The organism is Mesorhizobium sp. NZP2077 (genome assembly GCF_013170805.1).
Lineage (GTDB): Bacteria > Pseudomonadota > Alphaproteobacteria > Rhizobiales > Rhizobiaceae > Mesorhizobium.
Map to the genome: position 1 here is coordinate 1,546,184 of NZ_CP051293.1, position 25,073 is coordinate 1,571,256.

Genomic DNA, 25,073 nt, shown 5'->3' on the forward strand with positions numbered 1-25,073 from the left:
CCTGGGCTCAGCCGCCGAACATGCCGAGCAGCTTGTTCTTCAGCTTCGTCACCCGACTCTCATCGGCGCTTGCAGCTTGGGTTTCGGTTTCCGGCGCGGCCTCGGTGGGGGCCGCGATGGTGGCGGTGGCGACGGGGGCTTCCTTGGCGGCCTTGGCCGCTTCCTTTGCAGCCACGGCTTGCGCCTTGGCCGCTTCTTTTTCGGCGAGCGCCTGTGCCTTGGCGGCTTCCTTGGCTTGCTTGGCGGCCTCTATGGCGGCCAGCCGCTGCTCCTCGGCCTTCTGCTTGGCGGCTTTCTCGGCGTCGAGTGCAGCCATCTTGCGGCCGGCCGGCGAATCGATACGGCCCATGCGCGCCGTCTCGGTTACCGTGCCATTGGAGTTGAGCGACGGCGGATCGATCGGCACACGCTCACCGCGCGCCCGGCGCTTCGACCAGTCGGAGACGATGCTGGCTTCCTTGACGCCGGCGATGGTCGGCTTGGGCGGCGGCACGCTGGCCTTGAGCGCGCTGTTGAACGCCGCGTCGTAGGTGCTCTGGTAGGCGTTGTAGGCGCTCTTCAGCGAATCCGGCTGCGTGGTTGCCGGGCAAGCGCCGGTCGGATCGAATGTCTGGCCGTCGGCGGCGACCTGGTTGAAGACGTAGCGCTTTTCGCAGACGTCCACCTTTGGCGGCACCTTGGTGACCTCGAAATTGTCGTAGCCGACCTTCAGCATCTTCCAGAATTCATAATTCGGGTCGTTGCGATAGCGCGCCATGTTGGCGGCGGTCATGCGGAACGGAAAGGCCTCGACCTGGAATTCGGTCTGCCCGCCCTGGAAGGCGTCGCGGCCGAAGGCATAGATCTGCTCGATCTGCGCGTCGGTCATCGAATAGCAGCCTGACGACGAACAGGCGCCGTGCACCATCAGGTTCTGGCCGGTGCGGCCGTTGGCCTTATCATAGGCGTTGGGAAAGCCGATGTTGAAGGACAGATGGTAGTTCGAGCGCGGATTCATCTGCGCCGGGCGGACCGTGTAGAACCCTTCGGGCGCCTGGCGGTCGCCTTCGGTGTATTTCGGTCCGAGCTTTCCCGACCATTTGCAGATGTCGTAGCTCGCCACCATGTCGTAGCGGCCGTTGGTCTTGGCCTTCCAGATCTCGAGCTTGCCCTCTTCCTTGAAGATGCGCGCCATCACCGAGGAGGTACGGATCATGCCCTTGGCCTTCATGTCGGCAAGGATCTTGTCCGGCAGCGGCTTGTTGGCTTCCGGGGCAAAGTCCTTCATCGACGAATCATTGCAGCCGGCAATGGCTATCGAGGCGGCGAGGACTCCGGTACGGGCGAGCTTGGCAAACATGGATACGGCTATGTCTTTTCCCTCGGGCCAATGGCTTTGAAACGGCCGAGCCCGCATGCTGAACACTGACGGACCGTAAGCCCGTTAACCTTGAAAATTCCTTACCACAAGCCTCGGCCAACCGCTCGCGGCACTTTCATTGACCCGAATGCGGCGGCATTTTTGTGGCGAAATTGCTTATTGCCGCCACATTGCCGTGGGCGCGGGTCTTCCGACGGCCTTGTTCCGCTGTCAGCGGTCGTCAGAGGCTCCGGCCCATCGCCAGATATTTCTCGCGGCGCTGCTCGCGGAAGTCGGTGTTGGCGCCGGCAAATTCCTTCATCGTCTTGGCAATGAGGTCGCCGGTCGCGGCAATAACCGTTTCGGGGCCTCGCTGGGCGCCGCCCATCGGCTCGGGAATGATGGCGTCGATGATCTTCAATTGCAGAAGGTCCTGCGCGGTGATCTTCATATTGGTCGCCGCATCCTTCAAGCGGGTGGTGTCTCGCCACAGGATCGAGGCCGCTCCCTCAGGCGAAATCACCGAATAGATGGCATGTTCGAGCATGTAGACGCGGTTGGCGGTGGCGATGGCGATCGCGCCGCCCGAACCGCCTTCGCCGATGACCACCGAGATCGACGGCACTTTCAGGCCAAGGCAAGCTGAGGTCGAGCGCGCGATGGCTTCGGCCTGGCCACGTTCCTCCGCACTGACGCCGGGATAGGCGCCAGCGGTGTCGACCAAGGTCAGAAGCGGGATCTTGAAACGGTCGGCAAGCTCCATCAAACGCACCGCCTTGCGGTAGCCTTCGGGGCGCACGGAACCGAAATTGTGTTTCAGGCGGCTCGTCGTGTCCGAACCCTTTTCCTGGCCGATGATCGCAATAGGCTCGCCGCGAAAGCGGGCAAAGCCGCCGACGATCGCCTGGTCCTCGCCGAAATTGCGGTCGCCGGCGAGCGGCGTGAAATCGCTGAACAGGCCCTTGATGTAGTCGACGCAGTGCGGCCTGTCTGAATGGCGCGCCACCTGCACCTTCTGCCATGGCGTGAGCGCCTTGTAGAGTTCGCGCAGCGCGTCATGGGAACGCTTCTCGAGTCTGGCGATCTCATCGGCGACATCGACTGCCTCGCCGTTCTCGGCAAGCTTCTTCAGCTCGAGGATCTTGAGCTCAAGATCCTGCACCGGCTTTTCGAAATCGAGGTAGTTGTACATGCTTGAGCGGACCGATATTTCGGAAGGCAAGGACTGCGGAACCGTTGAAACCAAGGCTCCGGGCGGTGAAATGTCGTCCTCACATAGCGATATGAGGCCTAGTCGGCAAGCGGATGATGATCGTTGACCAGCCGCACCAGCCGCTCCTCCAGCACATGGGTGTAAATCTGTGTTGTCGATATGTCGGCATGGCCAAGCAGCTGCTGCACGGCCCTGAGATCGGCGCCGTTCTGCAGCAGATGGCTGGCGAAAGCATGGCGCAGCACGTGCGGCGATATCTTCGCCGAGGCGATGCCGGCGCGCGCCGCCAGCCCTTTCAGGTCGCGGGCGAAGACCTGGCGCGAGAGATAGCCGCTGTCGGAGGCTGCCGGAAACAGGAACGGGCTGTCGGCGAAGGCAGGCACTTTGGCGCGGGCGGCAAGCCAGGTCTTCATCGCCACACGCGCCTTGGCCGATAGCGGCACCATGCGCTCCTTGTCGCCCTTGCCGCGCACCATGAAGAAACGGTCGTCGCGCTGGGCGACCGTCACCGGCAGGCCGACCAGTTCGGAAACGCGCAGACCGGTGGCGTAGAGCACCTCGACCAGAGCGTGCAAGCGCAGCGCCGCTAGGCTGTCAGCGTAGCCGAGCCCGGCGTCGTCGGCTTCCTGTGCGGCGCGGTCGATCAGCCGGCCGGTGTCGGCCTCGCTCATCGTCTTAGGCAGCGGACGGCCTTTTTTCGGGCTGTCCAGCGTGCCGGTCGGGTCATCCGCGCGCAGGCCCTCGGCGTAGAGGAATTTGAAGAACTGGCGGATCGCCGACAGTTTGCGCGCCTGCGAGGTCGGCGCGAAGCCGCGCGCGGCGATGTCGTCGAGATAGGCGCGGAGATCGGCGGCGGCCGCACCGGCGAGTCCGCCACCCATCTCGCTCGAAGCGTCTTCGAGGTCGCGGCGGTAGGAGGACAACGTGTTCTCGGCAGCACCCCGCTCGGCGCTCATCATTTCCAGGAAGGCCTCGATGCGGGCGGCGCTGTTCATTTCCTGTCGGTCAGTTTTTCTTCGGGATTCAGTTTTTGTTGGGGTTCAGCTTTTCCGGCGGGATGCGCACGCTCATCTCCGCTTTTTTCGGCTCGACGAACATCACCAGTGCGAACATCGTACCATAGGCAATGCCGGCCAGAATCGCGAGGGTCACGACAAAGCGAAACAGTGTCGGCATCAATTTTCGCCCGTCTTCTTGTTCTGCGTTTCCAAACCCTGTGCCCTTATGGGACGCCAATCCGGCCAATTCAAGGAAGAAGCGGAGGCCTGTCAGCAACTTCTGATGCAGGCATCCCATGCTCGATATAGGCTTCCCCGTGCTCGGCACGCTTGACGCAAACCGGCTTTTCATGTCGATACGCCGGCAAAGAGGGTCCAAGAAACAGCTGATGAACGCGCACCAGGCAAATCCTCCAGGCGAGACCCACACCGCACTGCTTGGCCGGCTGGGCAGCCGGTCCATCGTCTTTGTCGGCCTGATGGGCGCCGGCAAGACGGCGATCGGGCGCAAGGTGGCGACCATGCTTTCGCTGCCCTTCATCGACAGCGACCAGGAGATCGAGAGCGTCTCGCGTATGACCGTGCCCGAGCTGTTCGAGCGCTATGGCGAGAGCGAGTTCAGGGCGCTGGAGCAGCGCGTCATCCTGCGCGTGCTGGAGAACGGCCCGCAGGTGCTGTCGACCGGCGGCGGCGCCTTCATGAACGCGCAGACGCGCGAGGCTATTGCTGCGCATGGCGTGTCGGTGTGGCTGAAGGCCGAACTCGACCTTTTGATGGACCGCGTTTCCAAGAAGCAGAACCGGCCATTGTTGAAAAGCGCCGATCCCCGCGCCGTGCTGGAGCGGCTGATGGGCGAGCGTTATCCCGTCTATGCGACCGCTGATATCACCGTGCCGACCCGCGACGACCGCAAGGAGGTCATTGCCGCCGAGGTGCTGGACGCACTGTGCCGGCATTTCGGCATCGATGAAATCGCCGCGACGGGCGAGGTCGAATCGTGAGCGCGGATCAGCCCGTCACCGTCGAAGTCGGGCTTGGCGACCGTGCCTACGACATATTGATCGGCTCCGGCCTTTTGTCGCGCGCCGGCGAGGAGATTTCGCGCCGCCTGCCCGGCACGCGCGCCGCCGTCGTCACCGACGAGAATGTCGCCGCGGCGCATCTCCATACGCTGAAGGCCGGACTCGAGAAGGGTGGCATCCAGCCCACCGTCATCACGATGCCGCCGGGCGAGAAGACCAAGAGCTTTGCCCATCTCGAGGCGGTGGTCGACGGCGTTCTGGCCGCCAGGCTGGAGCGCGGCGACGTCGTCATTGCGCTTGGCGGCGGCGTCATCGGCGATCTCACCGGTTTTGCCGCCGGCATCGTGCGGCGCGGCATGAATTTCGTGCAGATCCCGACCTCGCTCCTGGCGCAAGTCGATTCCTCCGTTGGCGGCAAGACCGGCATCAACAGCCCGCGCGGCAAGAACCTTGTCGGCGTCTTCCTGCAGCCCAAGCTGGTGCTGGCCGACACGGAAGTGCTCGACACGCTGCCGATCCGCGAATTCCGCGCCGGCTATGCCGAACTGGCCAAATACGGCCTGATCGACCGGCCGGAATTTTTCGCCTGGCTGGAAGCGAACTGGGAAAAAGTGTTCGCCGGCGGGCCGGAGAGGGGAGAGGCCATTGCCGAAGCCTGCCGCGCCAAGGCCGATGTCGTCGCCCGCGACGAGTTCGAGACCGGCGACCGCGCGCTGCTCAATCTCGGCCACACATTCGGCCACGCGCTCGAAGCCGCCACGCAGTATGATGGAACCCGCCTCGTCCACGGCGAGGGGGTCGCCATCGGCATGGCGCTGGCGCATCGCTTCTCCTCGCGGCTCAACCTCGCCAGCCCGGACGACGCGGCGCGCGTCGAGACGCATCTGCGTGCCGTCGGACTGCCCTGGCGGATGGCCGATATTCCTGGCGACCTGCCCGATGCCGAAGCGCTGCTTTCATTCATCACCCAGGACAAGAAGGTGTTGCGCGGCGCGCTGACCTTCATCCTGACGCGCGGCATCGGCCAGGCTTTTATTGCCAAGGACGTGCCGGCTTCGGAAGTGCTGTCGTTCCTCAGGGAAAACCATCCAGCCAACGGGAAAGCCGGCTGAGATGGACAATGGCTGGACCGTCGTTGCCGTTCTTGCCATCCTCATCCTGCTGGTCGTTGCCGTGCGCAAGCGCCTTCTCGCCATGTTCGGCTACGAACTGTCGCGCATCGAGCCGCAGCGCTCGAGCCAGGACGAGTTGCGCGGCGCGGTCGACGATTTCCGCCGCGACGGCCAGGTGGTGCGCGAGGATCGCGACCGTATCGGCGGCTTGTTCGATCTCGAAGAGCTCGAAGTCTCCGACATCATGGTCCACCGCACCAACATGCGCTCGGTCAATGCCGACAATGCACCGGAAGCGGTGGTGCGCGAGATTCTGCAGAGCCCGCACACCCGCATGCCGCTTTGGAAGGGCTCGCTCGACAACATTGTCGGCGTGCTGCACGCCAAGGATCTGCTGCGTGCGTTGAACGAAGTCGGCAACGACTTTTCCAGGATCGACGTGATGAAGATCGCCTCGAAACCCTGGTTCGTGCCCGACACGACGACCTTGCAAGAACAGCTCAACGCCTTCCTGCGCCGCAAGGCGCATTTTGCCGTCGTCGTCGACGAGTATGGCGAGGTCGAGGGGCTGGTGACGCTGGAGGACATCATCGAGGAGATCGTCGGCGAGATCGCCGACGAGCACGATGTCGATATACAGGGCGTCAAGCAGGAGGCCGACGGCTCCGTCGTCGTCGACGGCAATGTGCCGATCCGCGACCTGAATCGGGCGCTCGACTGGAACCTGCCGGACGAGGAGGCGACCACCATTGCCGGTCTCGTCATCCACGAGGCGCAGTCGATCCCCGATGAGAAGCAGGCCTTCACCTTCCACGGCAAACGCTTCATCGTCATGAAGCGCGACAAGAACCGTATCGCCCGGTTGAGGATCAGGCCGGTCACATAACGCAATTCCAGGAAGAGTGTGAACGGTTTTCCCGGGAAAAGCGCGTAGCGCTTTCCCTTGGGAATTGCGTCAAACAAAGAGCTGTCAGCCACGTTACCAATCCTTCATTGGAACTTCGTGGCGTCCCGGTGCATTTTGCGCCGGGCAGCCAGGAGAAAATGATGATCGATCGGCGAACTCTGCTTCTGGCTTCGATGGCGGCTTTTCTGCCGGCCACGACATTTGCACGCCAGTGGTCGCCATCTCCCAAAACCTTCGACTACGGCCCGGCCAAGCTCGACGTCTATGCGCCGGACGGCGCGAAAAACCTGCCCGTGGTGTTTTTCGTCCATGGCGGGGCGTGGGAGTTTGGCAAACGCAGCCAGGTGGGCGCCAAGCCGGCCTTCCTGCTAGCCAATGGCTTCTGCTTCGTTTCGATCGATTACCGCATGCTGCCCGATGCCGATGTCGCCACTCAGGCCAATGACGTCGAGAAGGCCCATGCCTATGTCAGGGCCAACATCGCCGGGCTTGGCGGCGACCCCAAGCGCATTGTTGGCATGGGCCATTCGGCCGGTTGCCACCTGATTGCGCTGACCAGCATGCGCGGTGGATTGCCCGGTGTCGCTGGGCTGCTGCTCGACGATACCAGGGCCTATGATCTCGCGGGGCTTGAGAAAAATGGCGGCATGGTGAGGGCTTATGCCCGCGTGTTTTCCGATCCCTCGCAATGGACGGCACTGTCGCCGGCAAGCTATGTCGATGGCCGCAAGCATCCGCCGACTTTCATCGCTTATTCCAGGGCGTCCGGCCGTGGCGAGGATTCGAAAGCCTTCGCCGAGCGCCTGCGCGCCACCGGTACCAAAGTCACCCTGTTCGACGGCAGCGCCTATACGCACATGTCGATCAATCACGATTTCGGCGAAGATGGTGATGCGCTGACGGCGGCTGCGCTGACATTCCTGAAATCGACGGTCGGCTGATCGCTGCCGACTTTCCGTTTGACCATCCCTGCAACTGGATCATGCCAAAAGCGGCGGCGGGATATTGCCGTGCGGACATCCGTGGGTGCAATTGCTCTTCATGAGAGGGAGAAAAATTGCATGAATGGCGCCGATGTCTTGTGCGACGTGCTGCTGGCCAATGATGTGACGGTCTGTTTCGCCAATCCCGGCACGTCCGAAATGCATTTCGTTGCCGCCCTTGACCGCAAACCGCAGATGCGTTGCGTGCTCGGCCTGTTCGAGGGCGTGGTGACCGGTGCCGCTGACGGCTATGCGCGTATGACCGACCGCCCGGCCGCGACGCTGCTGCACACAGGCCCGGGCCTGGCCAACGGGCTGGCCAACATGCACAACGCCCGCCGCGCCAGAACGCCGATGATCAACATCGTCGGCGACCATGCCTCCTACCATCTGCCGCTCGATGCGCCGCTGACCAGCGATATCGAAGGCCTGGCGGCGCCAATGTCCAACTGGGTGCGACGTATTTCGGGGCCAGCCGACGTCCAGCCGGCCACCGAGGCGGCTTTCCGCGCCTCGCTGACGCCGCCCTGCGTCACGACGCTGATCCTGCCGGCGGATGCTGCATGGGGCGGCGCCAACCCGGTCACACCGGGCAAGGTCGTTCTTTCACCGCCACCGGCCGTCGACAGGGATGTCGTGCGCCAGACCGCCGCTGCGATCCGTGCGGCTCCGGGCCGTGTCGGCATGATCGTTCGTGGGCGGGCGGGGCGGGCCGATGCGCTCGAGATCGCCGGCCAGATCTCGACGGCCTGCGATGTCCGCCTGTTCAGCGAGGTTTTGATCGCGCGGATGCAACGCGGCCGCGGGCGCGTCGCGCCGACCCGCATTCCCTATCCAATCGATGCGGCGACGGCATTGCTGAGGGACATCGATGTTCTGGTGCTGGTCGGCGGTAAGGAGCCGGTCGCGTTCTTCGCCTATCCGGGAAAACCGGGACGGCTGGTCCGCGACGACTGCCAGGTGCTGACGCTTGCCTCGCATGGTCAGGACCTGAATGCGGCGCTGGAAGCACTGCGCGACGAACTCGGCGTCAAGCCATCGCAGCAGACGTTGGTCGCGACCGCTTTCCCGGACGAAACTGCGCCGAGCGGCAAGCTCACGGACGACGCCATCGCACTGTCGGTGGCGCGCAAGCTGCCGGACAATGCGATCGTCTGCGACGAGGCCGTCACCTCGGCGCGGCGCTTCTTCGCGCTGTCGGCCTTTGCCGCGCCGCACGACTACATGATGGGCACCGGCGGATCGATCGGCGGCGGCATTCCGATGGCCACCGGGGCGGCGATCGCCTGCCCGGACCGAAAGGTGATCAATCTGGAGGCCGATGGCAGCGGTATGTATACGGTGCAGGGTCTGTGGACGCAGGCGCGGGAAAACCTCGACGTGCTGACGATCGTCTTTGCCAACCGCACCTACGCAATCCTGCACGGCGAGATGCGCAATGTCGGCGTCAATGCGATCGGCGAGAACGCCAGACGCATGCTCGACCTCGACCATCCCGCGCTGGACTGGGTGTTGCTGGCCAAAGGCATGGGCGTGGAGGCGGCGCGTGCCGACACATGCGAGCTGTTCGACGCACTGCTGGACAGCGCCCTGTCGCGTCGCGGGCCGTTTCTCATCCAAGCGGTGATCTGAGCGCCCCGCAGACGCGAGAGCGGGTCTAGCCTACCAGCGGGTCTTTTCGCCGGGAGCGGCCGGCTCGATCGCCAGCGCATGCACGCCGGCTTTCAGTTCGTCGGCCAGCAATTCGTTGACGGCGCGGTGCCGGTCGATGCGGCTCATGCCGGCAAAGACCGGCGAGATGACACGGACGCGAAAATGTGTTTCGCCAGTTCCGTCATAGGCGCCGTGATGGTCGGAGCCGTGATGGTGATGGCCGGCGTGGAGATGGCTTTCGTTGATGATGACCAGCCGCTCCGGCGAAAATGCCTTGTTGAGCTTGTCTTCCATGGTCGTCTGTATGGACATCGCCGTCTCCCTTCACCACATATGCCTGGCGCACCAGCGTGAAAACCGGAAACCGGTTTCACAAGGGGGGGCGCTGTTTCGCAACTAAATTCGCCATTCGCCTGCTTTAGGCCGCGATTCAGCGGTTAGGGCGATGATCGCGAAAATGTCAATTCTTGTTTCGCATCTGCGAACGCCCCATAAATGGGTTAGATGAAGCCGTATCCCAAATATTTCGAGAAGATTCGCGTCCGCCCCGACAAGGACGCGGAGCTGAAGTCGCACTCGCCGATTTGCCAGTGGGACGGCTGCAAGGAAGCGGGCACTCATCGCGCGCCGGTCGGGCGGATGAAGGAAGGCGAGTATTTCCGTTTCTGCTTCGACCATGTGCGCGAGTACAACAAGGGCTTCAACTATTTCTCCGGCGTGCCGGACACCGAGGTCGCGCGCTTCCAGAAGGAAGCCATGACCGGCCATCGGCCGACCTGGAAGATGGGCGTCAACGGCGCCTCGACGCGTTCATCGCCCGATATTGCCCAGCATCGATCAGGCCGCGCCGGCTATTACAACCGCATGCGCGACCCGTTCGACCTGTTCAAGGGGCCGAAGGATCCGCGCGAGGCGCGCGAGCGCAAGGCCAAGCCGCTTGAGGCCAAGGCGCTGGAAACGCTTGGCCTTGATACAAAGGCGACTGGCAAGGATATCAAGGCGCGCTATAAGGAACTGGTGAAACGTCACCATCCGGATGCGAATGGTGGCGACAGAGGTTCGGAAGACCGGTTCCGCGATGTGCTGCAGGCCTATCGCGTGCTCAAACAGGCGGGCCTGTGCTGAGCGACCCTATGGTTTGTGTCGTTTTCCAACTTTCATAAGGTTGGAAAACGCTTTAAGACCGCCCCCGAACAAAATCGATTGCCGGCGAAACGGGACGTTTCGCCCGTGGAGACGTTGAGAGATATGAACAAGGTCGATCGCGACATCGCCAACCTGCCCGACACGACGGTGTCGGTGAAGGAGAAATTCGGCTTCGAGTCCAAGATGGTGGTGCCGGCCTATTCGGTAACCAGCGAACATGTGCCTGACATTGATCCGGACTATCTGTTCGACAAGGCGACGACGCTGGCGATCCTCGCCGGCTTTGCCTACAACCGCCGCGTCATGGTGTCGGGCTATCACGGTACCGGCAAATCGACCCATATCGAACAGGTTGCCGCCCGGCTCAACTGGCCCTGCGTGCGCGTCAACCTCGACAGCCATGTCAGCCGTATCGATCTCGTCGGCAAGGACGCGATCGTCGTCAAGGACGGTTTGCAGATCACCGAATTCCGCGACGGCATCCTGCCCTGGGCCTACCAGCACAATGTCGCGCTGTGCTTCGACGAGTACGATGCCGGCCGTCCGGACGTGATGTTCGTCATCCAGCGCGTGCTGGAATCGTCGGGCCGGCTGACGCTGCTCGACCAGAGCCGGGTCATCCGTCCGCATCCGGCGTTCCGGCTGTTCTCGACCGCCAACACGGTGGGCCTGGGCGACACGACAGGTCTTTATCACGGCACGCAGCAGATCAACCAGGCGCAGATGGACCGCTGGTCGATCGTCACCACGCTGAACTACCTGCCGCACGACAATGAAGTCGCCATCGTGCTGGCCAAGGCCAAGCACTATCGCGACGGCAAGGGCAAGGACATCGTCAACAAGATGGTGCGCGTCGCCGACATGACGCGCTCGGCCTTCATCAATGGCGATCTGTCGACTGTGATGAGCCCGCGTACCGTGATCACCTGGGCCGAGAATGCCGAGATATTCGGCAATATCGGCATGGCGTTCCGGCTGACCTTCCTCAACAAGTGCGACGAACTGGAACGCTCGGTGGTGGCCGAGTTCTACCAGCGCGCCTTCGGCGAGGATCTGCCCGAAAGCGCCGCCAACGTGGTGCTGGGCTAAGCAGGGTCTCGATGGCGGGTCCGGGCGACAACACGCGTAACAAGTCGAAGACGGGGTCTGAAGCCGACAGCTTCAAGCGCGCCGTCACCGTCTGCATGCGCGCCATTGCCGGCGACAAGGAATTGGAAGTCGGTTTCGCCAAGGACAGGCCGGCGCTTGCCGGCAGCCGCGCGCGTTTGCCCGAACTGCCGAAGAAGGCGTCGAAGACAGATATTGCGATCACCCGCGGGCTCGGCGATTCCATGGCGCTGAAGCGCGCCTGCCACGATGCGCGCATCCACACCAAGCTTGCACCGGAAGGCAAGGCGGCCCGCGCCATCTATGACGCGGTCGAGCAGGCCCGTGTCGAGGCGATCGGCAGCCGCGCCATGCAAGGCGTCGCCGACAATATCGGCTCGATGCTGGAAGACAAATACGCCAAGGCCAACCTTGTCGACGTCAAGGACAAGGCCGACGCACCGATCGAGGAAGCGCTAGCGCTGATGGTGCGCGAGAAGCTGACCGGCCGGCCGGTGCCGAAGAGCGGCGAGCGGCTGGTCGAGCTGTGGCGGCCCTGGGTCGAGGAAAAGGCCAAGGCCGACCTCGACGGGCTGTCGGCCAAGCTCGGCGACCAGCAGGCCTTCGCCCGCGTCGTGCGCGAGATGCTCGCCTCCATGGAGATGGCCGAGGAACTCGGCGACGACCAGGAGACCGAAGACTCCGAGGACAATGACGACAACCAGCCGCAAGGCGAGGAGCAGAGCGAGGAGGGCGGCGAAGAGGATTCCGGCTCCGAGCAGTCGCAGTCCGAGGATGCCGAGGCGTCGGCCGATGACGAGCAGTCGTCCGAGACGGAGGCGTCCGATGCCACCGCCGACGACCTGTCCGACGATGACGATGCGGATGCCGAGACGCCCGGCGAGGCTAGGCGCAATGACAATCCTTTCACCAATCTGCCGAAGGAAATCGACTACAAGGTCTACACCACCGCTTTCGACGAGACGGTTGGCGCCGAGGAGCTTTGCGAAGAAGAAGAGCTCGACCGGCTCCGCGCCTTCCTTGACAAGCAGCTGGCCAATCTGTCCGGCGTCGTCGGACGGCTGGCCAATCGGTTGCAGCGCCGCTTGATGGCGCAGCAGAATCGCTCCTGGGATTTCGACCTCGAGGAAGGCTACCTCGACCCGGCGCGGCTGGTGCGCGTCGTCATCGACCCGATGCAGCCGCTGTCCTTCAAGCAGGAACGCGACACCAAATTCCGCGACACGGTGGTGACGCTGGTGCTCGACAATTCGGGCTCGATGCGCGGCCGGCCGATCACGGTCGCCGCCACCTGCGCCGATATTTTGGCGCGCACGCTGGAGCGCTGCGGCGTCTCGGTCGAGATCCTCGGCTTCACCACGCGCGCGTGGAAGGGCGGACAGGCGCGCGAGAAATGGCTGAAGGACGGCAAGCCGCCGAACCCCGGCCGGCTCAATGATCTGCGCCACATCATCTACAAATCCGCCGACCATCCGTGGCGGCGGGCACGGCGCAATCTCGGCCTGATGATGCGCGAAGGCCTGCTCAAGGAAAACATCGACGGTGAGGCGCTGCTGTGGGCGCACAACCGGCTGATCGCCCGGCCGGAGCAGCGCAAGATCCTGATGATGATCTCGGACGGCGCGCCGGTCGACGATTCGACGCTGTCGGTCAATCCGGGCAACTATCTGGAGCGCCATCTGCGCGCCGTTATCGAACTGATCGAAACGCGCTCGCCGGTGGAACTGCTGGCCATCGGCATCGGCCATGACGTCACGCGCTACTACCGCCGCGCCGTCACCATCGTCGATGCCGAGGAACTGGCCGGCGCCATGACCGAGCAACTGGCTTCGCTGTTTGCCGAGGAAAGCGCCCGCGACACGCGGCGCGGCGGCATGCGGCGCGCTGGATGATCTTTGCGCGCGGCGGGTTTCGGCAGACGCTGTTCGCCGTCATAGCCCTGTTCGCCGGCGTGGCTTCGGCGTCAGCCGGCTCAGCCTCGGTCGAGCCCATCGAAGTCTCGGCCCGCCCGATCACCGAATTCCATATTGGCCGCACCGACAAGCAGTTCGGCCCGCTCGAATTCGTTGGCGGGCTGGAATTGACCTCGCCATCACGCGACTTTGGCGCGTTGTCGGCCTTTCGGTTTCTGAAAGCGGGCAGCGATTTTATCGGCGTGGCCGACACCGGATACTGGTTCTTCGGCACGGTGGCCCGCGACGCCGACAAGCGACCCGTGGGCATCCAGAACTTCCGCATGCAGCAGATGGTCGACCAGAAGGGTCAGCCGATCGACGAGAAATGGGAAGTCGATGCCGAAGGCCTCGCGGTCAAGGACGGCATCGCCACCGTTGGTTTCGAGCGCAACCATCGCGTCGCTCAGTTCAAGATCGACCCGGCAAACATGAAGGCGCCGTTCCGGCAGCTGGATTTTCTGGTGCCGGCGCGGGAACTGCGCCAGAACCGCGGCTTCGAGACCGTCACCCACGCCAATGCCAATGGCCAGCATCAGGGCGGCCTGGTCGTGGTCTCGGAAAAGAGCCTCGACAAATCAGGCAACATCTATGCCGCCATCATCGAAGGGCCACACAAGGGTGTCTTCACCGTCAAGCGCAACGGCGACTTCGACATCACCGATGGCGCCTTCCTGCCGGATGGCGACCTTTTGCTGCTGGAGCGCAGCTTCTCGATGGCTGGCGGCCTCAAGATGCGGCTGCGGCGCATTTATGGCGAGAGCGTCGAGAAGGGCGCTGTCGCCGACGGACCGGTGCTGCTGGAAGCCGACATGGGCTACCAGATCGACAATATGGAAGGGCTCGACGTCTGGACCCGCGACGACGGCGCGCTGATGGTGTCGCTGATCTCCGACGACAACCATTCGATCCTGCAGCGCAACCTCTACCTGGAATTTATCCTGCATCAGGATTGAGCGGTGCTCCAACTGCGAATCTGAAGTTGACGGTTTCAACGGCGGGTTTGGTTTGGTTTGATACCTTCCCCCACTCCGTCGCCGTAGCGCCGCCGCGCCATCAAATCGCCTGGCGCTGCGACGGACACATAGGCGGAGAACTGTTACCCATCTATTGGCTGGAAACGAGCGAAGGTCGACGGAGTGGGGGTCGACTGCCCCACCCCTCGATTGCGCTCGCCAAAACACTTTAGTGGAGACTTGACAATTGTCGCTGCCAGCGCAATACTCAAGTCCATGCTTAACTATTCCGAGATCGACAGCATTCTTCGCGCTCTTGTCGAGCCGACCCGCCGGCAGATCCTGGAACGGTTGAGCCGCGGACCGGCCACCGTCAGCCAGCTGGCGGAGCCGTTCGGCATGACCTTTGCCGCCGTGCTGCAGCATCTGCAGGCGCTGGAAGCCTGCGGGCTTATCCGCAGCGAAAAGATCGGGCGGGTGCGCACCTGCCGGATCGAACCGGGCGGGCTCGCCCCGCTCGCCGACTGGATTGCCGAACGCCGCATACCAGCGGAACGCCACCTCGACCGGCTTGGCCAGATTCTGGCCGAGCCAGACCCATCCCCAAAAGGCCAATCCCCCAAGAAGAATCAGGAAAAGGACTAACAGCAATGAACCAGATCGCCCCCGTGAAGGACGAGCAGTCCGTCATCCACTCCACATTCACCATCGAGCGGACCTATCCGCAATCGCCGGCCAAGGTCTTCCACGCCTTTGCCGACAAGGCCACGGTGCGGCGCTGGCGGGTCGAAGGCGACGGTTTCACCGTCGTCGAATTCAGCTTCGATTTTCGCGTCGGTGGCGGCGAGGTGTCGCGCTTCAGCTATGGTGGCGGCCCGGAGATCAGGCTCGACGCGCAGTTCCAGGACATCGTTGCGGACCAGCGCATCGTGTTTTCCTACCGGATGGCAATCGGGCCACAGCCCATGTCGGCATCGCTGACCACTGTGGAGCTGGCGCCTTCGGGTGACGGCACGCGGCTGACCTATACCGAGCAAGGCGCGTTCTTCGATGGCGTCGATTCCGCCAAGGGGCGGGAGGAGGGAACCCGGGGCCTGCTCGAGGCCCTTGGCGCGGAACTCCAGAAATCAAAGTAAACCTGAATGCCGCCAGCGACGGCTTCGGTCAGGACCGTGAGCCGTTGGTGGCGATCCAGATGACATGGCGCGCGCCACGCTTGCCGTTGGCGCGCGTGTTGACCTCGTCGACCGCGAAGCCCGCTTGCTTCAGCCGCCTGACAAAGCCGCTGTCCGGCCCCTGCGACCATACCGCCAGCACGCCGCCGGGCTTGAGGGCAATGCGCGCTGCGCCGAGACCTGCCAGGCTGTACAGGGCGTCATTGCCCTTGTGGACGATGCCTTCGGGGCCATTGTCGACGTCGAGCAAAATGGCGTCCCAGGCTGCGGTCTCGGACCGTACCAGCTGCCCGACATCGGTCTCCTCTATGGTGACGCGGGGATCGTCGAGACAGCCGCCAAACACCTCGGCCATTGGGCCGCGTGCCCAGGCGACGACCGCCGGCACAAGCTCGGCGACAACGATTTCGGCATCGTTGCCCAACTCGGCCAAGGCGGCGCGCAATGTGAAACCCATGCCAAGCCCGCCGATCAGGATCCTCGGCTGGCGATGGCCCGTGATCCTTTCACAGGACAGTTTCGCCAGCGCTTTCTCGGAGCCGCTCAGGCGGCTGTTCATCAGCTCGTTGGTGCCGAGCATAATCGAGAATTCGCTGCCGCGTCGCTTGAGGCGAAGTTCTCGGACACCATCCCCGGTCTTTGCCGAATCGAGCTGGACCCAGGGGATCATGGTTTAGACGGCCACGGCGGGCTGGCTCCAGCGGGCGGCGAGCAGCCGGTAGGGGATGAGCGCGACCACGGCGATGATCAGCTTCACCGAGAGGTCGCCGAGCGCCCAGGAGACCCAGCGCATGGCGTCGACGTGGAAGACACCCATCAGCGGCGCCGTCTCGAGCGCAAAGCTGTCATTCGGGCCGACGAAGGCAAAAGCGGCCGAGAAAGCGATGGTGAAAAAGACCATGGTGTCGAACACCGAGCCGACCAGCGTGCCGACGATGGGCGCCCGCCACCAGCTCTGCCGGCGCAGCCGGTTGAACACGATGACGTCGAGCAGTTGGGCGGACAGGAACGCGGCGCCCGAAGCCGCGGCAATGCGCACCAGCCGGTCGGCTGCGGTCTCGAATTCGATCAGGCCATGGCGGAACAGGAAGGGCGGAACCAGGATCGAGCAGACCACCGCTGTCATGAAGCCGACAAAGACGATCCTGCGCGCCACGGCGGGCCCGTAGCGGCGGTTGGCGAGGTCGGTGACCAGGAAGGAGAAGGGATAGGTGAAAGCGCCCCAGGTGAGCAGGTCAGCCAGCGACAGGCCGCCGATCTGGCCCTGCATCGGGAACTGCACGAGAATGTTCGACGCCACGACGACGAGCGCCATGGCGGCCACGAAGGGCAAATATCTGGAGAAGGAACTCATTTTTTTATCCTGGGTAATGGAACCAGCGGAGCATCATACCGACCGGGCGACGCTCGCTTCGTAGGTGAGCACCGGATGTCGAACCTTGCGGATCTATCCGATGCCCCGAGGCCAACAAGGTTGGCCAGAGGCCAACAAGAGATTGGCCAGGGCGGTCGTCCCCCGCCTCTATCCGATGTTACGCAGCGACCTGTTCGGCCAGCTTCTTGGCGATCTGCTTCTTCAACAGACGCGCGCGCTGCGACAGTTCCTTGACGTCGGCCTTGGCCAGGAAGGCGTCGAGACCGCCGCGATGTTCGACCGAACGCAGCGCATTGGCCGAGATGCGCAGGCGCACATTCTGGTTCAGCGCTTCCGAAATCAGCGTCACATTGACGAGGTTCGGCAGGAAGCGACGCTTGGTCTTGTTGTTGGCGTGGCTCACATTGTTGCCGGTCTGGACTGCCTTGGCAGTGAGTTCGCAGGTGCGGGACATAATTCTAACCTTCAATTCTCTCGGGACCTGCCAAACCTTTGTGCCCACGCCGGGTGGCGCGCGGTTCTGGTCAGGCGGCCTTATGGAAAAAGTTGGCGTTCCATAGTTGCATTTCGCAGGGGCGTCAAGCTCCGGCTTGCCCACGGAAGCGCCCGGCATTTCATATTAAGGCCGGATTTCATCCTATAAGCGGTCTCATAGGGACATGCCAGACCGGAGTTGCCCGCCTCCGGTCGAAAATCAAGGATCCGATCCCGCCATGCCTCGTTCGTCTCAAGCCCTCGCTGCCGTGCTTGCCATCGCCTTGCCGTCCACCGCGTCGGCGGCCTCACCGCAGTCCTTCAAAGGCGAATACACGGTCTCCTTCTTTGGCCTCTCCATCGCGAGATCGACGTTCTCAAGTCATTATGAGAACGGCGCCTACGCGATCGAAGGCAGCGTAACCGCCGCGGGACTGGCCAAGCTGTTCGACGACACGCGCGGCACGATCTCGTCCAAGGGCACGATTTCAGGCAAAAAGCTGCTGCCGCAGGCATTTCGTGCCGACTACACCTCCGGCAAGAAGGCGTCGGTGGTCGACATCCGCTTCACCAATGGTGCCGTGACTTCGACGCAGGTCATCCCCGCTCCGGGCAAGCGCGACCCCAATGCCTGGGTGCCGATCGGCGCCGGCGACCTGGCTTCGGTGCTCGATCCGATGGCCGCCACCGTCGTCCATGCCGACAGCCTCGACCAGGTCTGCGGCCGCACGGTCAAGTTCTATGATGGCGAGATGCGCGCCGACCTGACACTGACCTACGTCTCGAAAGGCACGATCTCGGTGCCGGGCTACAAGGGCGATACCATCACCTGCCGGATGGGTTTCGAGCCGGTCGCGGGCTATCGCAAGGGCCGCAAGGCGCTCAACTATCTCAAGAACAAAAGCCGCATGATGGTGACGTTTGCGCCGCTCGGCCAAACCGGCGTATATGCGCCGATCCACGCCACGGTCGGAACGCAGATCGGCACCTTGACTATCAACGCCGGGCGTTTCGAAGCGGTACAATAGGCGCGCCCCTCGGGACAGAAAGGGTGCGCCACTGGAGAGGACATGGCGCGCGCAACACTGATCGGTTTTTCTGCGGTCGCCATGTGGGCGCTTTTGGCGCTGCTCACCGATGCGTCCGGCAAGGTGCCGCCGTTCCTGTTGTCGGCGATAACCTTCTCGATCGGCACCGGGGTCGGGCTTGTCGCACGGCTGTTCATGCCGGCCGCCGACAAGAGCCAGAAAATACCGCCCCAGGTGTGGCTCATCGGCATTGCCGGCCTGTTCGGCTACCACTTTTTCTATTTCACCGCTTTGCGCAACGCGCCGGCGGTCGAGGCGAGCCTGATCGCCTACCTATGGCCGCTGCTGATCGTGCTCGGTTCGGCGCTGATGCCGGGCGAAAAACTGGCGTGGAATCATGTCGTCGGCGCGCTGCTCGGCCTTGCCGGCACCGTGCTGATCGTCACCAAGGGCGGTGGGCTGGCCTTTGATGCGCGCTACGCCTTCGGCTACGCCATGGCCGCCGTCTGCGCCGTGCTGTGGTCATCCTATTCGCTTTTGTCGCGGCGGTTTCCCTCGGTGCCGACCAGCATCGTCACCTGGTTCTGCGCGGCAACCGCCGGGCTGTCGCTCATCTGCCATCTGGCGCTGGAACAAACGGTGCTGCCTGATAGCACCGGCCAGTGGCTGGCGGTGCTTGGCCTTGGCCTGATGCCGGTGGGCGCTGCCTTCTATGCCTGGGACATTGGCGTCAAACGCGGCAACATCCAGGTGCTGGGCGCGGCAAGCTATGGGGCGCCGCTTTTGTCGACGCTGGTGCTGATCGCGGCCGGCGTTGCCGAGCCGTCGCTGCGCATCCTCGCCGCCTGCGTGCTCATCACCGGAGGCGCAGCACTGTCGGCGAAGTCGCTGTTCCTGCGCAAGCCGGCCGCGGCTGAGAGCGGAGCCGAGGGATCCGAAAGCGGAGCCGGAGCATGACGATGCCATTCGACGGCGGCATAGAAGCCAATGCCAATGCGACGCTGATCTTCTCGCTGGTGGCGGCGGTGATCTACGCTTTCACGCTGGGCGTGCCACCGAGCCTCGCCCGCTCGGCGGCAAAGACGCTCGCGGTGGCGATGCTTGCCGTGCTGGCGGCGCTGCAAGGTGGCCCGCTGTTGCTGATTGTGGCGCTGGCGCTCAGCGCGGTGGGTGACGCCTTCCTGTCGCGCGACGGCGAGAAGGCGTTTCTCGGCGGGTTGGCCAGCTTCCTTGTCGCCCACATTGTCTACATCGCCCTGTTCCTGCGCAGCGGTGGCGGGGTGGGATTGCTTGGCGCCGAATCCTGGCGCGGGGCGATCGCACTGGCACTGGCGGTGTTCGTGGTCGTCATGCTGGCGGCGCTCTGGCGTCGCGTCGGCCCCAGCCTGCGTATTCCGATCGCCTGTTATGTCGTGGCAATCCTGGCGATGGGCATGGCGGCGCTGACCACCAACAGCGCCTGGGTCATCGGTGGCGCGGTGCTGTTCATGGCCTCGGACGGGCTGCTCGCCACCGAGAAATTCCTGGTAGCGGCCATCTCGCCGCATCGCGGCTGGATGCGTTTGGCCGTCTGGGTGTTGTACTACGCCGCCCAGCTCGCGATTACGCTGGGGTTCCTGCTCGGGTAGGTTGCCAGCCCGGTTCGGCCAGTTCGAAGGCGGCGAAATCAAAACCCGGTGCGACGGTGCAGCCGACCAGCGTCCATTCGCCGAGGCTGCGCGCCGATTGCCACCAGCCCGCCGGTACGACGATCTGCGGCCGTTGGCCCGCGGCGAGTTCGATGCCGAGCACCTGCTCGATCACGGCTGTATGTTCTTCCCATATCGACAGTGCCAGCGGCGCGCCGGCATGGAAATGCCAGACCTCGGCGGCATCCTTGACCCGATGCCAGGCCGAAAGCTGATGCTGTTCCAGCAGGAAATAGATGGCGGTCGAATGGCCGCGCGTGCCACCGGCGCCATCGCGAAAGGTTTCCGCGTACCAGCCGCCTTCCGGATGCGGCTGCAGTCCGAGTGTCGCGATGATTTCCGCGGAGCTGGTCATGGTCTCCGAAATCCCGGGGTTCAGAAATTGTCCTTGCGCTTGCGGATCTCGGCGAACACCTCGGCATCCCCAGCCTTTTCCATGCCGAGATGCTTGCGGATCGCCGGATCGTGCCAGCGCAGGAAGGGATTGGTCGACAATTCCTCGCCGATCGTCGTCGGCAGTGTCGGCTTGTTGTCGGCCCGCAGCGCCTCGATCCGGGCGGCGCGCTCCTTCAAGGCCGAATTGGTAGGGTCGACTGTGAGTGCGAAACGGGCGTTGGCGAGCGAGTATTCGTGGCCGCAGTAGATTGTCGTCGCGGCCGGAAGGGCGGCAAGTTTCTTCAGCGATTCGTACATCACCGGCGGCTTGCATTCGAACAGTCGCCCGCACCCCAACGCAAACAGCGTGTCGGCGGTGAACGCCACTTTCGATGCCGGCAGGTGATAGGAAACGTGGCCGGCGGTGTGGCCGGGGGTGGCGATCACGTCGATGCGCTCATCGCCGAGATGCAGCACGGAGCCCTCTTCGACGGTTTCGTCGATGCCGGGAATCTTGGCCTTTTCCGCTTCCGGGCCGATGATGCGCAGCTTGAAGCGGTCTTTCAGCGCCATGTTGGCTTCGACATGGTCCATATGATGATGCGTGGTCAGGATCATCGTCGGCGTCCAGCCGGTGCGCTTGATCGCGGCCAGAATCGGTGCTTCCTCGGGCGCGTCGATGATCGCGGTCTGCCCGCTTTTGGGGTCATGCACCAGCACGCCGAAATTGTCGCTACGGCACATGAACTGTTCGATTTCGACCGCCATCGCATCTCTCCATTTGTCGCCGCAGACATAGGGCGCCTAAGCCCGGATGTCATCCCGGAGATGACAAATGTCACTCCTCCAAAGTCGGCCTCATCCGAGCGCCTTTGTTGAATCCGGCCGATATCACGGCTACATCCCTCACATGCATTCCGACATCGTCGATCTTCGCTCCTTCTATTCGACAACGCTCGGCCGGTTCGCCGAGCGCTCGATCACCATGGCGCTGTCGTCGATATGGGCCACTGTCCCCAATGAACGGCTGGTCGGTCTCGGCTATACCTTGCCCTGGCTGGAGCGCTTCGGCACCGATGCCGAGCGGGTCTTTGCCTTCATGCCGGCGACGCAGGGCGCCGTGGTCTGGCCGGCGACGGGGCCGGCGGCGACCGCCCTGGTCTTCGACGAGGAACTGCCGCTGGTCGATTCCTGCATCGACCGCATGCTGCTCGTCCATTCGCTCGAGCATGTCGAAAATCCGCGCGAGACGCTAAACGAGATCTGGCGGGTGCTGTCGCCGGCGGGACGCGTCGTCATCGTCGTGCCAAACCGGCGCGGTGTCTGGGCGCGCTTCGAGCATACGCCGTTCGGCAATGGCCGGCCGTTTTCACGCGGCCAGCTGACGGAACTGCTGCGCGAGGCGAACTTCACGCCGGCTTCCTGGTCGGATGCGCTGTTCTTCCCGCCATCGCGGCGGCGCTTCATGATGCGCTTCCACAATGTCCTGGAGCGGGCCGGCCGGCGGCTGTGGCCGATCTTTTCCGGCGTCATCGTCGTCGAGGCGCAAAAACGGCTCTATCAGGGGGTGCCGGTGGTCCAGCGTGCGTCCCGCCGTGTCTTCGTGCCGGTGCTGTCGCCGCACGGCGCGACGCGGCTCGGCCGCCGGGCCGAGGCCGGTAACGCGACAACGGCGATGCGCCAGGTGACACCTTCGTGATCATGGTAGTGGCGCCGCGTTTTCCAACCTATCTGTCGCCTCAAGTGCATGCCAGTCCATTTGAACGACGGATGCCTTCACATCTCTCCACCCGGTTTCAGCACCGCTACTGAACGCAAGGACCCAGGCAATGGCTGATCAACCGGACAATCAGGCCACCGTTCAGCCAGTCGCTGTGGTCAGCAGCCTGCGCGATCAAGTGGCGACGATCAAGCGGGCGCTGGTGGGATCGCCGGTTCGCAAATGGTTGCTGTGGACGTCGGTCGGTATCATGGCCGTCATCATCGCGACGTCGATCGGCCAGGTTCTGCTCAACAGCTGGAACCAGCCCTTCTACGATGCTCTGGCACGCCGCGACATGGCGGCTTTCCTGCATCAGCTTCTCGTCTTTGCGATGATCGCCGGCGGGCTGCTGGTGCTCAATATCGGCCAGACCTGGCTCAACCAGATGACCCGGCTGAAGCTGCGCGAGGCGCTGACGCTGGACCTGATCGATCAGTGGATGCGGCCGGCGCGTGCCTTCCGGCTGGCCAATGCCGGCGCCATCGGCGTCAATCCCGATCAGCGCATGCAGCAGGATGCCGCGCATCTGTCCGACCTATCGACCGACCTCGGTGTCGGGCTCTTGCAGTCGCTCATCCTGCTCGTGTCTTTCGTCGGTGTGCTGTGGGAATTGTCTTCGGGCTTCGTCTTCCACTACAATGGCTGGTCGCTGGCCATACCGGGCTACATGGTCTGGGCTGCGTTCCTCTATGCCGGCATCGCCTCATGGCTGAGCTGGCTGGTCGGGCGACCGCTGATCAGCCTCAACAGCGACCGCTACACGCGAGAGGCGGAGCTGCGCTCCTCGATGGTGCGCGTCAACGAGAATGTCGATGCTATCGCCCTCTACCATGGCGAAGCCGATGCCAGGCAACGGCTCGTACTCGACCTCGGCACCGTGCTTGGCGCCATGCGGCGCATCTACACCGCGCAGATCAACCTGTCCTGGGTGACCGACACATATGGCTGGATCACCGTCGTGGCGCCGATCCTGGTCGCCTCGCCGGTCTATTTCTCAGGCGATATCAGCTTTGGCGGGCTAATGATGGCGGTCGGCGCCTTCAACCAGGTCCACTCTTCCCTGCGCTGGTTCGTCAACAACATCGGCAGCATCGCCGACTGGCGCGCCACGCTGATGCGCGTCGCCGATTTCCGCATCGCGCTCGATGAAACCGACGTGCTGCACGACACCGAAAGGCGCATCACCTTCGATCAAAACGCCAATGGCAGCCTGACGTTCGAGAAGCTCCAGGTGGCCTCGCCGGAGGGCTGTACCAAACTCTCCGACCAGCATGTCGAAGTCCGCCCCGGCGAACGCGTGATGATCACCGGCGAGCCGGGCGCCGGCAAGACGCTGTTCTTCCGCGCCATTGCCGGGCTTTGGCCGTGGGGCAGCGGAAAGATCGGCCTGCCGGCTGGAGAAACCCTCATCTTCGTGCCGCGCGTGCCGTATTTGCCGGCCGGCACGTTGCGCGAGGTGCTCAATCACGCGAACGGGCATGCGCCCGCGAGTGATGCCGACATCGTGGCAGTGCTGGCCGAGGTTGGTCTTGAAAGGCTGTCCTCGTCGCTCGACCGCGTCGGGCGCTGGGACCATGAGTTGGGCGATGACGAACAGCGTTTGCTGGGCGTGGCCAGGCTCGCCTTGCGGCAGCCGAAATGGGTGATCATCGACGAAGCGATGGATGCGTTCGACGGACCCGCGCTGCGCCGGGTGCTGGCGATGCTGGAAAAGCATCTGAAGGGAGCCACGATCGTCAATATCGGGCGCGGCCAGCACAACACTCAGTTCTTTCCGCGCGGCCTGACGATCGTGAAGGATTCCGGCGCGCCGGCGCTGAAACCCGCCCGCGTCAGGGCCGGCGCCATCGATCCGCCGCCGGCTGCCGCCCGCCGCAAGAAATAGGCTGTTTTCTTCCGGTCGCGTGGGTTTCTTCGGGTCGCGTGGGCAAAACCTTATTTCGCCGTGATCGCAATGGAAGATTTCCCGGAGAAACAACCCCGGCATTGGCCATGCTCGATGTGCTGCGCCTGCTTGCTTGCTTTGCCTGCGCCCAGGCAATTCCCGTCGCTTCATCGCCGGATGCGCCGGCCGTCGATGTCAAGCTTGTGTTGGCGGTCGATATCTCCCTGTCGATGGACGAGAAGGAATTCGCGCTGCAACGCGCCGGCTATGTCGAGGCATTGCGGAATCCCGACTTCATCCAGGCGGTCCGATCCGGCAATACCGGCCGCATCGCGCTCGCCTATTTCGAATGGGCAGGCACGGCGCGCGACGACGCGGTCATCGACTGGCAGATCATCGACAGCACTGAGAGCGCCAACCGCTTTGCCGACAAGGTGGCGGCGCGCCCGTTCCGGAGTTTTCGCGGAACCTCGATTTCCACAGCACTTGCCTTCGGTGCCGGGCTGTTCGACAGGACGGATTTCACGGGCGAGCGCAGCGTCATCGACATATCGGGCGATGGCCCCAACAATATCGGGCCGCCAGTCACCGCGACGCGTGATGCTGCAACCGCCAAAGGCATCGTCATCAACGGCTTGCCGATCCTGATCAACCCGTCGACGACCTTCAGCCATCTCGACCGGTACTATGCGCAGTGCGTGACCGGTGGCCCCGGCTCCTTCGTGCTGCCGATTTATGCGGCCGCCGAATTTTCCACCGCCATCCGGCGCAAGCTGATCCTCGAAGTGAGCGGCATTCAGGACAAGCCGCGCGTCATCCCCGTCGACGCGGATGCGCCGATCGACTGCCTGCAGGGCGAACGGGACAGGCGCTTTCTGTCGGATCCGTATTTTCCGGAACTCGACCGGTGAACTTGCGAAGGA

General features: G+C 63.6%; 27 protein-coding genes. 17 read left to right on the top strand and 10 right to left on the bottom strand.

The genetic code is table 11. The features are described 5' to 3' along the window. Positions 1-7: 7 nt before the first annotated feature. From HGP13_RS07645 to HGP13_RS07660, 4 genes are all read right to left on the bottom strand, one after another. Positions 8-1,339 carry a murein L,D-transpeptidase family protein gene (locus HGP13_RS07645; protein ID WP_172223484.1) on the bottom strand — a complete coding sequence of 444 codons (1,332 nt, stop codon included), beginning with the start codon at positions 1,337-1,339 and terminating at the stop codon, positions 8-10. Positions 1,340-1,580: 241 nt separating this feature from the next. Further along, positions 1,581-2,531, bottom strand: a complete 951-nt coding sequence (locus HGP13_RS07650) for an acetyl-CoA carboxylase carboxyltransferase subunit alpha (protein ID WP_172223486.1) — start codon at positions 2,529-2,531, stop codon at positions 1,581-1,583. 98 nt (positions 2,532-2,629) lie between these two features. After that, the gene (locus tag HGP13_RS07655; protein ID WP_172223489.1) at positions 2,630-3,547 is read right to left on the bottom strand and encodes a site-specific tyrosine recombinase XerD; all 918 of its coding nucleotides are present in this window, start codon (positions 3,545-3,547) and stop codon (positions 2,630-2,632) included. 28 nt (positions 3,548-3,575) lie between these two features. Beyond that, positions 3,576-3,728 carry a histidine kinase gene (locus HGP13_RS07660; RefSeq protein ID WP_172234637.1) on the bottom strand — a complete coding sequence of 51 codons (153 nt, stop codon included), beginning with the start codon at positions 3,726-3,728 and terminating at the stop codon, positions 3,576-3,578. Between the two features lie 211 nt (positions 3,729-3,939). Between HGP13_RS07660 and HGP13_RS07665 the strand changes: the two genes are divergently transcribed. The 5 genes from HGP13_RS07665 (at position 3,940) to HGP13_RS07685 (ending at position 9,206) form a co-directional block, all read left to right on the top strand. Continuing rightward, positions 3,940-4,551 (top strand): shikimate kinase, encoded by a 612-nt coding sequence (locus HGP13_RS07665; RefSeq protein WP_172223492.1) that lies wholly within the window; start codon positions 3,940-3,942, stop codon positions 4,549-4,551. Then, entirely contained in the window at positions 4,548-5,684 is a 1,137-nt protein-coding gene (gene aroB / locus HGP13_RS07670; RefSeq protein WP_172223496.1) for a 3-dehydroquinate synthase, read from the top strand. Before HGP13_RS07665 ends, aroB begins: the two co-directional genes overlap by 4 nt. 1 nt (position 5,685) lies before the next feature. Further along, positions 5,686-6,570, top strand: a complete 885-nt coding sequence (locus HGP13_RS07675) for an HlyC/CorC family transporter (protein WP_172223499.1) — start codon at positions 5,686-5,688, stop codon at positions 6,568-6,570. A gap of 161 nt (positions 6,571-6,731) precedes the next feature. After that, positions 6,732-7,532 carry an alpha/beta hydrolase gene (locus HGP13_RS07680; RefSeq protein ID WP_172234638.1) on the top strand — a complete coding sequence of 267 codons (801 nt, stop codon included), beginning with the start codon at positions 6,732-6,734 and terminating at the stop codon, positions 7,530-7,532. Between the two features lie 120 nt (positions 7,533-7,652). Further along, positions 7,653-9,206, top strand: coding sequence for an acetolactate synthase large subunit (locus HGP13_RS07685; protein ID WP_172223502.1), 1,554 nt, complete (start codon positions 7,653-7,655; stop codon positions 9,204-9,206). 30 nt (positions 9,207-9,236) lie between these two features. Here the strand turns inward: HGP13_RS07685 and HGP13_RS07690 are convergent, their stop codons facing one another. Continuing rightward, entirely contained in the window at positions 9,237-9,539 is a 303-nt protein-coding gene (locus tag HGP13_RS07690; protein ID WP_172223504.1) for a BolA family transcriptional regulator, read from the bottom strand. Positions 9,540-9,731: 192 nt separating this feature from the next. On the opposite strand from HGP13_RS07690, the gene HGP13_RS07695 reads away from it, so the two are divergent. The 6 genes from HGP13_RS07695 to HGP13_RS07720 all read left to right on the top strand — a co-directional run bounded on the left by HGP13_RS07695 (position 9,732) and on the right by HGP13_RS07720 (position 15,524). Continuing rightward, positions 9,732-10,352 carry a J domain-containing protein gene (locus HGP13_RS07695; RefSeq protein ID WP_172223507.1) on the top strand — a complete coding sequence of 207 codons (621 nt, stop codon included), beginning with the start codon at positions 9,732-9,734 and terminating at the stop codon, positions 10,350-10,352. Positions 10,353-10,475: 123 nt separating this feature from the next. Further along, a complete protein-coding gene (cobS, locus tag HGP13_RS07700; RefSeq protein ID WP_027031308.1) occupies positions 10,476-11,462 on the top strand; it encodes a cobaltochelatase subunit CobS in 987 nt (328 codons plus the stop codon). Between the two features lie 11 nt (positions 11,463-11,473). Continuing rightward, complete coding sequence (gene cobT / locus HGP13_RS07705; RefSeq protein ID WP_172223509.1) at positions 11,474-13,372, top strand: cobaltochelatase subunit CobT; 1,899 nt, start codon at positions 11,474-11,476, stop codon at positions 13,370-13,372. Continuing rightward, positions 13,369-14,388 (top strand): esterase-like activity of phytase family protein, encoded by a 1,020-nt coding sequence (locus tag HGP13_RS07710; RefSeq protein WP_172223512.1) that lies wholly within the window; start codon positions 13,369-13,371, stop codon positions 14,386-14,388. The genes cobT and HGP13_RS07710 overlap by 4 nt, the downstream gene beginning before the upstream one ends. 276 nt (positions 14,389-14,664) lie before the next feature. Continuing rightward, entirely contained in the window at positions 14,665-15,033 is a 369-nt protein-coding gene (locus tag HGP13_RS07715; protein ID WP_172234639.1) for a metalloregulator ArsR/SmtB family transcription factor, read from the top strand. A 5-nt stretch (positions 15,034-15,038) separates the two neighbouring features. Further along, complete coding sequence (locus HGP13_RS07720; RefSeq protein WP_172223515.1) at positions 15,039-15,524, top strand: SRPBCC family protein; 486 nt, start codon at positions 15,039-15,041, stop codon at positions 15,522-15,524. 28 nt (positions 15,525-15,552) lie between these two features. On the opposite strand, the gene HGP13_RS07725 is transcribed toward HGP13_RS07720, so the two are convergent. The 3 genes from HGP13_RS07725 to rpmB form a co-directional block, all read right to left on the bottom strand. Next, positions 15,553-16,233, bottom strand: coding sequence for a hypothetical protein (locus HGP13_RS07725; protein WP_172223518.1), 681 nt, complete (start codon positions 16,231-16,233; stop codon positions 15,553-15,555). 3 nt (positions 16,234-16,236) lie between these two features. Further along, complete coding sequence (locus HGP13_RS07730; protein ID WP_172223521.1) at positions 16,237-16,917, bottom strand: queuosine precursor transporter; 681 nt, start codon at positions 16,915-16,917, stop codon at positions 16,237-16,239. Positions 16,918-17,095: 178 nt separating this feature from the next. Then, a complete protein-coding gene (rpmB, locus tag HGP13_RS07735) occupies positions 17,096-17,392 on the bottom strand; it encodes a 50S ribosomal protein L28 (protein ID WP_010911765.1) in 297 nt (98 codons plus the stop codon). Between the two features lie 259 nt (positions 17,393-17,651). Between rpmB and HGP13_RS07740 the strand changes: the two genes are divergently transcribed. The 3 genes from HGP13_RS07740 to HGP13_RS07750 are packed head-to-tail and all read left to right on the top strand — an operon-like array spanning position 17,652 to position 20,068. Continuing rightward, positions 17,652-18,440 carry a DUF3108 domain-containing protein gene (locus HGP13_RS07740; protein ID WP_172223523.1) on the top strand — a complete coding sequence of 263 codons (789 nt, stop codon included), beginning with the start codon at positions 17,652-17,654 and terminating at the stop codon, positions 18,438-18,440. A gap of 42 nt (positions 18,441-18,482) precedes the next feature. Then, positions 18,483-19,397: an EamA family transporter gene (locus HGP13_RS07745; protein WP_172223526.1), complete on the top strand. Its 915-nt coding sequence runs from the start codon at positions 18,483-18,485 to the stop codon at positions 19,395-19,397. Continuing rightward, the gene (locus HGP13_RS07750; protein ID WP_172223528.1) at positions 19,394-20,068 is read left to right on the top strand and encodes a lysoplasmalogenase; all 675 of its coding nucleotides are present in this window, start codon (positions 19,394-19,396) and stop codon (positions 20,066-20,068) included. Before HGP13_RS07745 ends, HGP13_RS07750 begins: the two co-directional genes overlap by 4 nt. Here HGP13_RS07750 and HGP13_RS07755 read toward each other — a convergent pair. Together HGP13_RS07755 and gloB are read right to left on the bottom strand one after the other, a co-directional pair. Continuing rightward, positions 20,043-20,483 (bottom strand): cupin domain-containing protein, encoded by a 441-nt coding sequence (locus HGP13_RS07755; RefSeq protein ID WP_172223531.1) that lies wholly within the window; start codon positions 20,481-20,483, stop codon positions 20,043-20,045. The two genes, HGP13_RS07750 and HGP13_RS07755, sit on opposite strands and share 26 nt — an antisense overlap. Before the next feature lie 20 nt (positions 20,484-20,503). Further along, the gene (gloB, locus tag HGP13_RS07760) at positions 20,504-21,271 is read right to left on the bottom strand and encodes a hydroxyacylglutathione hydrolase (RefSeq protein WP_172223535.1); all 768 of its coding nucleotides are present in this window, start codon (positions 21,269-21,271) and stop codon (positions 20,504-20,506) included. A gap of 142 nt (positions 21,272-21,413) precedes the next feature. Here gloB and HGP13_RS07765 point away from each other — a divergent pair, with 142 nt between their 5' ends. The 3 genes from HGP13_RS07765 (at position 21,414) to HGP13_RS07775 (ending at position 25,061) form a co-directional block, all read left to right on the top strand. Next, on the top strand, positions 21,414-22,202 hold the full coding sequence (locus tag HGP13_RS07765; protein WP_172234640.1) for a methyltransferase domain-containing protein: 789 nt from the start codon (positions 21,414-21,416) through the stop codon (positions 22,200-22,202). Between the two features lie 130 nt (positions 22,203-22,332). Further along, a complete protein-coding gene (locus HGP13_RS07770; protein WP_172223538.1) occupies positions 22,333-24,150 on the top strand; it encodes an ABC transporter ATP-binding protein/permease in 1,818 nt (605 codons plus the stop codon). A 107-nt stretch (positions 24,151-24,257) separates the two neighbouring features. After that, positions 24,258-25,061: a DUF1194 domain-containing protein gene (locus tag HGP13_RS07775; protein WP_172223541.1), complete on the top strand. Its 804-nt coding sequence runs from the start codon at positions 24,258-24,260 to the stop codon at positions 25,059-25,061. Positions 25,062-25,073: the final 12 nt, after the last annotated feature.